Source organism: Bradyrhizobium sp. NAS96.2 (assembly GCF_001908235.1).
Lineage (GTDB): Bacteria > Pseudomonadota > Alphaproteobacteria > Rhizobiales > Xanthobacteraceae > Bradyrhizobium.
In genome coordinates, this window is record NZ_LGHK01000195.1 from 1 (window position 1) to 7,976 (window position 7,976).

5 protein-coding genes are annotated in these 7,976 nt (G+C 62.4%); 3 read left to right on the forward strand and 2 right to left on the reverse strand.

Annotated elements, in window-relative coordinates; genetic code table 11:
• Positions 1-345: 345 nt before the first annotated feature.
• Positions 346-900 (reverse strand): thioredoxin family protein, encoded by a 555-nt coding sequence (locus AC628_RS33485; RefSeq protein WP_074131004.1) that lies wholly within the window; start codon positions 898-900, stop codon positions 346-348.
• A 271-nt stretch (positions 901-1,171) separates the two neighbouring features.
• Positions 1,172-2,014 carry a DUF1194 domain-containing protein gene (locus AC628_RS33490; RefSeq protein WP_074131002.1) on the reverse strand — a complete coding sequence of 281 codons (843 nt, stop codon included), beginning with the start codon at positions 2,012-2,014 and terminating at the stop codon, positions 1,172-1,174.
• Positions 2,015-3,147: 1,133 nt separating this feature from the next.
• Here AC628_RS33490 and AC628_RS33495 point away from each other — a divergent pair.
• From AC628_RS33495 to groEL, 3 genes are all read left to right on the forward strand, one after another.
• Complete coding sequence (locus tag AC628_RS33495; protein ID WP_143201937.1) at positions 3,148-6,369, forward strand: alpha/beta fold hydrolase; 3,222 nt, start codon at positions 3,148-3,150, stop codon at positions 6,367-6,369.
• Positions 6,370-6,649: 280 nt separating this feature from the next.
• A complete protein-coding gene (locus AC628_RS33500) occupies positions 6,650-6,964 on the forward strand; it encodes a co-chaperone GroES (protein WP_074131005.1) in 315 nt (104 codons plus the stop codon).
• A 75-nt stretch (positions 6,965-7,039) separates the two neighbouring features.
• Positions 7,040-7,976: chaperonin GroEL (gene groEL / locus AC628_RS33505; protein WP_143201938.1), on the forward strand; the 937-nt coding region annotated here is incomplete at its 3' end.

A 7,976-nucleotide genomic window follows, 5' to 3' on the forward strand; every position in this document is an offset into this window, starting at 1 on the left:
CGAGAGCCGGATGCGGGCGATCTGCATGTCCGGTTCGATGAGCGAGATGTGGAAACGGAGTCACGGTCGAACTACTAAGGCACCGCCAGACGAAAGAGGCGGCAACAGATATGTTCAGCCTACAACCACCGCGCCACATCCGACTCTACTATTTTCGACGGGCTTAACCGGGTATCTCACCGGTTGATGTCCGTGTTGCCCCGGAAGCAGACCTGGAGAAGGGGGCGAAGCGACGCCGGCAGCAGCCGCAGCGCCCTCGTGATGCCGCTAGTCAAATCGCACATGTGCAGCAATGCTGCCGCACGCGCCGGTCTCAGATACAAAACCTATTGACAGCGATCGGCTTCATTCGTCTTTCCATTTGATCGAGCAGCCAATCGACGACTTTTGGTCAGCCGGCGCCAGACCGGTGGTCGCAGTCGCGCGCATGGCCTCGACAAGCTCCCGGGGCGCCCCCGCGCGAGGCAGAGTTGTGCGCCCTTCGTCGAGCCGGCCGCGATACTTGAGCTTGCGGTCGGCATTGTAACCGAAGAAGTCCGGCGTACAGACCGCCCCATACGCCCGAGCGACTGTCTGGGTCTCGTCGTGAAGGTATGGAAACGGGAAATCATGAGCCTTCGCGAAACGCTTCATATTCTCAAATGAGTCTTCGGGATAGCTCGCCGCATCGTTCGAGCAAATCGCCGCAAAGCCTATGCTCTCCGACATCAGCACGCGGGCGTCCGAAACCATGCGGCCGATCACCGCTTTAACATAGGGACAATGGTTGCAGATGAAGACGACGACTGTGCCTTTTTCGCCCGCAACGTCGTCCAGTGCGTAAGTCTTGCCGTCGGTGGCCGGAAGCCGGAACTCCGCCGCCGGCGTATCAAGAACGACTTGGATAGCTGCTGTCGCCATATCGCACCTCCTTGTGCCCCTATATACGCTGATGACGGCCTGCTGGGGCACAGTTTCCAAAACCTTTTCGCCAGTCGCGTCGTTTTGACCGTACGTCGACCCCTCCCGGTCGACCCTTAACAGCCGCCATTTGGACGAGCGCGGGAATTCGTCGGTGTGGGCCACGAACGGACGTTAGCGCCTCCAATGCCCCGGCCCGATGGGCGGCGACCATAATATGCTGTTGTCCAAAGTTTGTTCGTCCGGCGCCTCTGAATGATTGCCTCGAGACTCACCGCCGGCCGCGCTCCTGCGATTTTTTTTCGCCGATCAGACAGGGCACCCGAGGCTCTTTCTCGGCGGCTGGGACGATCCCGCTCTCTGGCGCGAGGCCCGCAACTTCGCGAACAAGCTTGGTCCGGATCGCTTCCTGGAATTTTTCGCGATCCTTGATCGTCATGACGAAGGCGCCCGGCCCTCCGATCACGCAGTCCTCGTAATAGAGATCGAGATTCTCGATATCGGTCGTCGAGAGGGATGGCTCCTTCACCATGATCGGGAGGCCGTTGATAATGATGCCTTTCTCCAGGGCAGCGTCGCGGGCGCCGGTTACGGGGGCTCCATCGTTGTTCGGCCCATCGCCGGAAATATCGATGACACGCCGCAATCCGCGATAGGGGTTGTCTTCGAATAGCTGCACCGCGAAATCAATCGCGCCGGAAATCGAGGTACTCGAACCGCGACGAACCGGCGCTTTCATGATCTCGGCAGCCACGGCATCCGCCGATTCCGGACCGTCGATCACGCGCCAGGGAATGATGATCTTCTCGTCGCCCGACATCGACCACTCGAAATAGGTCACGGCCACCTTGCTGCCAGGAATGGCCCTCAGCGCCTGAAGGAAGTCTTTCGAGACGATGGCATGCGCATAGCCCTCGAGCTGAATGGCAAGTTCGTCCATATCCATCGAATAGGAGACGTCGACTGCGATAATGAGCTCGACATTGACGGGCTGTACACTGCGGTTGGCGTCGGCGAATCGAGAGTTCGGGGTCGGCGCGGCAATGCCAGCAACGTCACCTCCGACTATCGCCCCCGCAGCAAGCACCGCCCCGACCGAGACACACCAGCGCATGGTGGCTCTCCCGTCCTTTCACGAGCATGGTGGCACCCAAAACGCAGTCCGAAAAGCGGAAACATGCAATTGCCCGGAGCCCGCTTAGATCTCCGCTGGAGATTCTGCGCTGTCTGCGCCCTTCGGATCGCAATCCCTCACGCCAGGACACGATGAACCCCTCGCCGGAGGCACTCGGTCACGCATTTGCCTGCGGCATCGCTATCACTAATGCGCGCGCCGGGTGCCGTTATTGACCGATCTCGGGGCTGCACTCGTTCGGGCGTCTGCCTGCGGCACCGCTATCACCTGACACGCGACCGGGTGCGTTTTCTCTGGCCTCCGCGCTGCTCCGGCGTTTGACCGTTCAGCCATTCCGGGACTGATAATAATTCTCTTATGCAGCCACACCAGACCGGCCGCTTCAAGGCCAAGCCCTACGGGGGCTTTGCGGCCTTGACCCGTCCGTTCTGGCGCGGCATGGGGCCTGGCATGGATCTCGGGCACCCAAGAACCAGCACCAAGCGATCGTTGAGGGGCTCGCTGTCTGCGATTTGCTTCGGTCTTTTTTGCTAGTGCATCGGGAGAAAATGCTCTCCGTCGCTCAATGAAGCCATGCAGCCCAGCTGGCTGCTCGCTTCTGCAGGCCTGCGACTGCTACGCATGGCTGTTGCGAGTTGCCCCAACGAGCTGTCCTCGGGAAAGAAGCCGAGCGGGTCCGGGCTCCCGACCATGGTCGGCATGGGGGGCCACGAGCTCCAGGCTGGCGGTCTCGGATGAGAAAGGAAGGCAGGACGCAGGCGAACCCTCAGTTCAAGGAAGGCACCTCTTGGCCCAAACCGAACGTTATGCCGGTGCCGCATGTCTCGGAAGGGCCAAGCAGCGACTTCGCGGGGAGGGCGGCCCTTGGCGCAAAGCGGTCAATCTGCCGGATCCGCACGTCTCTGCAGGGCCAAAGGCTGACGTTACGCTCGGCTCTCCGGTGGGGTCACAATAGGTTGGGCAGGACGATGACTGGGATTGCGCTGGCACTCCGGGCGGTGCAGACCGCGGCCGTTCCTTGCCGGCAAGCGGGGGACCACGATTGTGTACGGACGTAGGCGGCGCTAGACTCCTCCGATTAAGGATCGACGCTCTTGCTCTGGGAGGTCGATATGGACCTGGCGGACTGGCTGCGACGCCTGGGCTTAGACCAGTACGAAAGCGCATTTCGTGACAATGACGTGGACACGGAGACGCTGCTCAGTCTGACGGCAGAGGATTTGCGTGAGCTCGGCGTCACGTCACTGGGACATCGCAAGAGGCTCCTCTCGGCGATCGCCGCCTTGTCCCAGCTGCGTGACGGAGAGGTGGAGGACGATAGCGGGCTGCCGGTGAAGGAAGTCGGTTCCTCGCCGCCGTCGAGGAAAATTGAGCGCGCCGAGCGCCGTCATCTGACAGTGATGTTCGCCGACCTTGTCGGGTCGACTGCCCTCTCGGTGCGTCTGGACCCCGAGGACATGAGAGAGATCCTTGCTGCCTACCACCAAGCGGTTGCAGCGGCGGTGGCGCGCTTCGAGGGATACATCGCCAAGCTTATGGGCGACGGCGTGCTCGTCTATTTCGGCTGGCCGCAGGCACATGAAGACGAGGCCGAACGTGCCGTGCGCGCCGGGCTTGCAATCGTGGAAGCCGTAGGGAGGCTAGACAAACGAGCGGGTGTCGCTCTTTCCACGCGTGTCGGGATCGCAACCGGGCCGGTCGTCGTTGGCGACCTCATCGGGGAAGGGGCTGCCCAGGAGGAGGGAGTTGTTGGGGCCACGCCCAACCTCGCAGCGCGTTTGGAGCAGCTCGCGGAACCCGGTGCTGTGGTAAAAAGGATCTCCGAAAGCACACGGCGCCTCCTTGGCAGCTGGTTCACACTCACCGATCTGGGCCCCCAGCAGATCCGAGGGATCGAAGCCCCGCTACCGGCGTTCCGCGTTCTTGGCGAAGCGGCAGCCGAGGGTCGGTTCGAGGCCTTGCGACGCGCCGATGTTGGCCCGCTGATCGGACGCGAACACGAACTCGCGCTCCTCCTCGATCGCTGGGAGATGGCCAAAAGCGGCGAGGGTCAGGTCGTGCTGCTGTCCGGCGAGGCCGGCATCGGCAAGTCTCGAATTGTCCTTGCACTCCGTGAGCGTGTCCGAAACGAACCTCGGTTCCGGATCGGGTATTACTGTTCGCCCCATCATGCGAACAGCGCGCTCTGGCCTGTAGTCACCCAGCTCCAGCGGGCGGCCGGGTATCTCCGTGAGGATGCACCCTCATTGAAGCTCGAAAAGCTGGAGCGGCTTCTCGGCACGGCCGGCGAGTTCGGGGAGGACGCGGCGCTGTTGCTCGCCGAGCTGATGGGGCTGCCGCTCAATGGATCCTACGCGGCGCCGGGAGGGACGCCGCAAGAGAAGAAGGCGCGGCTCTTTGGCATACTCTTGGCACAGATGGAGGGGCTTTCGCGGCAGCGGCCGATGCTTGTCGTCCTCGAGGACGCGCATTGGCTCGATCCCACGTCGGTGGAGCTGTTCGAGCGAATGGTGGACAGGATCCGGGTTCTGCCAATCCTTCTCGTCACAACCTTGCGGCCTGACGTGCCGACGCCTTGGACGAATTTTCCGCACGTCACATTACTCAGTCTCAACCGTCTCGGGCGGCCAGCATCCCGAACGCTCATCCAGATGGCGGCGGGTGAACGGTCGCTTCCGCCAATCGTGATCGAAGCCATTCTCTCCCGTACGGAGGGTGTGCCTCTGTTCGTCGAGGAATTGACGAAAGCGGTCATCGAATCGGCGATCTGGAAGACAACGGCTGGCGGCAGCGATCTCGAGCTCGCCGGACCACTTCCGCCGCCGGCCATTCCGGCGACGCTGCAGGATTCGCTCATGGCGCGTCTCGACCGCCTGGCTCCGGCACGCGAGGTCGCACAGATCGCCGCCTGCATCGGTCGGGAGTTCGATGAGGACGTCGTCAGGGCGGTCGCCGGATATTCCGAGGCGCAGCTGGCGGCGGCGCTTGGTCAGCTCTGCCAGGCGGGACTCATCCAACGACGTGGGACGCCGCCCCATCATGCGTACAGCTTCAAGCACGCGCTTGTCTGCGACGCGGCCTACGCCACCTTGCTCAAATCGTCCCGTCAGCAGCTGCATGCGCGCGTCGCACAAGCGATCGAGCGGTTGCGGCCAGAGATCACGGTGGGCCAGCCCGAGATCGTCGCCCATCATTTTATTGAAGGCGCACTGCCCGACCAGGGGGCAATTTATCTGATGGCCGCCGGTCGGCTGGCAAAGGCGCGGCATGCTGTCAAAGAGGCTGTATCCCAACTTGAAACGTGCCTGCAGCTTACGACCCGTCCTCGAGGGGATGCAGCGCCGGCCGCCCGGCGCATCGAGCACGAGTGCCTCCTGATGCTCGGTGACTTGGCCGGCGTCGACGACGACCTTGATGGAGCGAACGCCTACTACGAGCGCGCCATGGCGCTTGGCGAGACCGACGCTGACCGCGACCGCGCGCGCAAGTGCATTCATCGTGCCAAGTACGCAATACGGGACGGTGCACGGCTCGTCTTCTACGAGCACGGCAGCGGCGAGCCGACCGTCGTTTTCATAAATCCGATCGTATACGGGCTTGCGACCTTTGAGCCGATTCTCGAGCAGCTTTGCCAGGAATTCCGTGTCATCACGATCGACTGCCGGGGTGCCGGACGATCCGACCCTCTCGTGCGCCCTTACTCAACCCTCCAACACATGGAGGACCTCCGCGCGATTATCCAGGCGGCGGCCGCCGCCCCAATCATCGGTGTCGGCATCTCGCGCGGCTCAAACCTGCTCATCCAGCTTGCTCACAGGCACCCGGAACTCGTCGGAAAGATCGTGACGGTGGGCACGCCGATGATTGGAACGCTGCCGAACGGGCGCCCGGTTTTTAACCCGGATTACACAGCGCTTCGTCAGGACGCCTACGCGCGGGGCGCCGTTGAGGAACTAGTTCGCTTGCAAACACGGTATGTCTACAGCGAGCCAGATACCGACGAACTGCGACGGATGGCCTCCGAGCGCATGTGCAGGTTGCCGATTGAGACCATCCTTAGCTTCTACGATCCGGACCCAGGCATGGACATCGCGCCGCTGCTCGAATCGATCGCCGTCCCAACCCTCGTTACCCACGGCCGGGAAGACCGGCTCGTCACATGCGAGGCCAGCGTATTCATCGCGTCTCGCATTGTCGGCGCGCAGCTCTATCTCTTCGACGGCAGGGGACACAACCCGATGTTCTCGGCTACGGACGAGTTTTGCGATGTGCTTCGCAATTTCATTCGGACAGGATGCGCGGAAAGAACGTTTCGAGGATCGGCGGCGGCGTGAACCAAGGTCTCAAACAACTGCCTGGCCGCGCAGAGCATGAGCGGCGCCCGAATACCCGAACGTCACTGACGCGCAGCGAATGTCTCAATTGGGGCTTGGCGGGGAGGGCAGCTGTTGGCGCAAAGCGGTCATTCTGCCGGACTCGCACGTCTTTGAACGGCTAACAGGCGACATGGGTTGAAGCCCTTGCGCCCAAGTGTCACTGGCCTATGTGAGGAGCGGCGAGCACTCGCTCATTGCGACTGCCAGCCCGGCATTACAGGAAGCCAAGGAGGATCGCATGAAATTCCGTCCGCTTCACGACCGCGTCGTGGTCAAGCGCATCGAGGCCGGACAGAAGACCGCAGGCGGCATCATCATTCCCGACACTGCCAAGGAAAAGCCCTCCCAGGGCGAAGTCATCGCCGTCGGCCCGGGTGGCCGCGACGAGAGCGGCAAGCTGCTTCCGATTGATATCCAGGTCGGCGACCGCGTGCTGTTCGGCAAGTGGTCGGGCACTGAAGTCAAGATCGACGGCCAGGAGCTGTTGATCATGAAGGAGAGCGACATCATGGGCGTTGTTACCGACGTCGCCGGCTCCAAGAAGGCGGCCTGACGCCGACCGCCGCTGACGTTCACCCCTGCGCTGCCTCGCAGGTGAGAGACGAATTTCAATTCTGGGAGGAAAAATATGTCAGCTAAAGAAGTCAAGTTAGGCGTCGATGCCCGCGACAAGATGCTGCGCGGTGTCGACATCCTCGCCAATGCGGTGAAGGTCACGCTCGGTCCGAAGGGCCGCAACGTCGTCCTCGAAAAGTCGTTCGGCGCTCCCCGCATCACCAAGGACGGCGTTGCCGTCGCCAAGGAGATCGAACTCGAGGACAAGTTCGAGAACATGGGCGCGCAGATGGTGCGGGAGGTGGCGTCGAAGGCGGCGGATGCTGCCGGCGACGGCACCACCACCGCGACCGTGCTGGCCGCCGCGATCGTGCGTGAAGGCGCCAAATCGGTTGCCGCCGGCATGAATCCGATGGATCTGAAGCGCGGTATCGATCTTGCGGTCGAGGCCGTCGTTGCGGATCTGGAAAAGAACTCGAAGAAGGTCACCTCGAACGAGGAGATCGCCCAGGTCGGCACCATTTCGGCCAACGGCGATGCCGAGATCGGCAAGTTCCTTGCGGACGCCATGAAGAAGGTCGGCAATGAGGGCGTGATCACGGTCGAGGAAGCCAAGTCGCTCGAGACCGAGCTCGACGTCGTCGAGGGCATGCAGTTCGACCGCGGCTACATCTCGCCCTATTTCGTCACCAACGCCGACAAGATGCGCGCTGAGATGGACGACGCCTACATCCTGATCAACGAGAAGAAGCTCTCCTCGCTGAACGAGCTGCTGCCGCTGCTCGAGGCTGTGGTGCAGAGCGGCAAGCCGCTGGTCATCGTCGCTGAAGACGTCGAAGGCGAAGCCCTCGCCACCCTCGTCGTCAACCGCCTGCGTGGCGGCCTGAAGGTCGCGGCCGTCAAGGCTCCGGGCTTCGGCGATCGCCGCAAGGCCATGCTGCAGGACATCGCGATCCTGACCGGCGGCCAGGCCATCTCGGAAGACCTCGGCATCAAGCTCGAGAACGTCA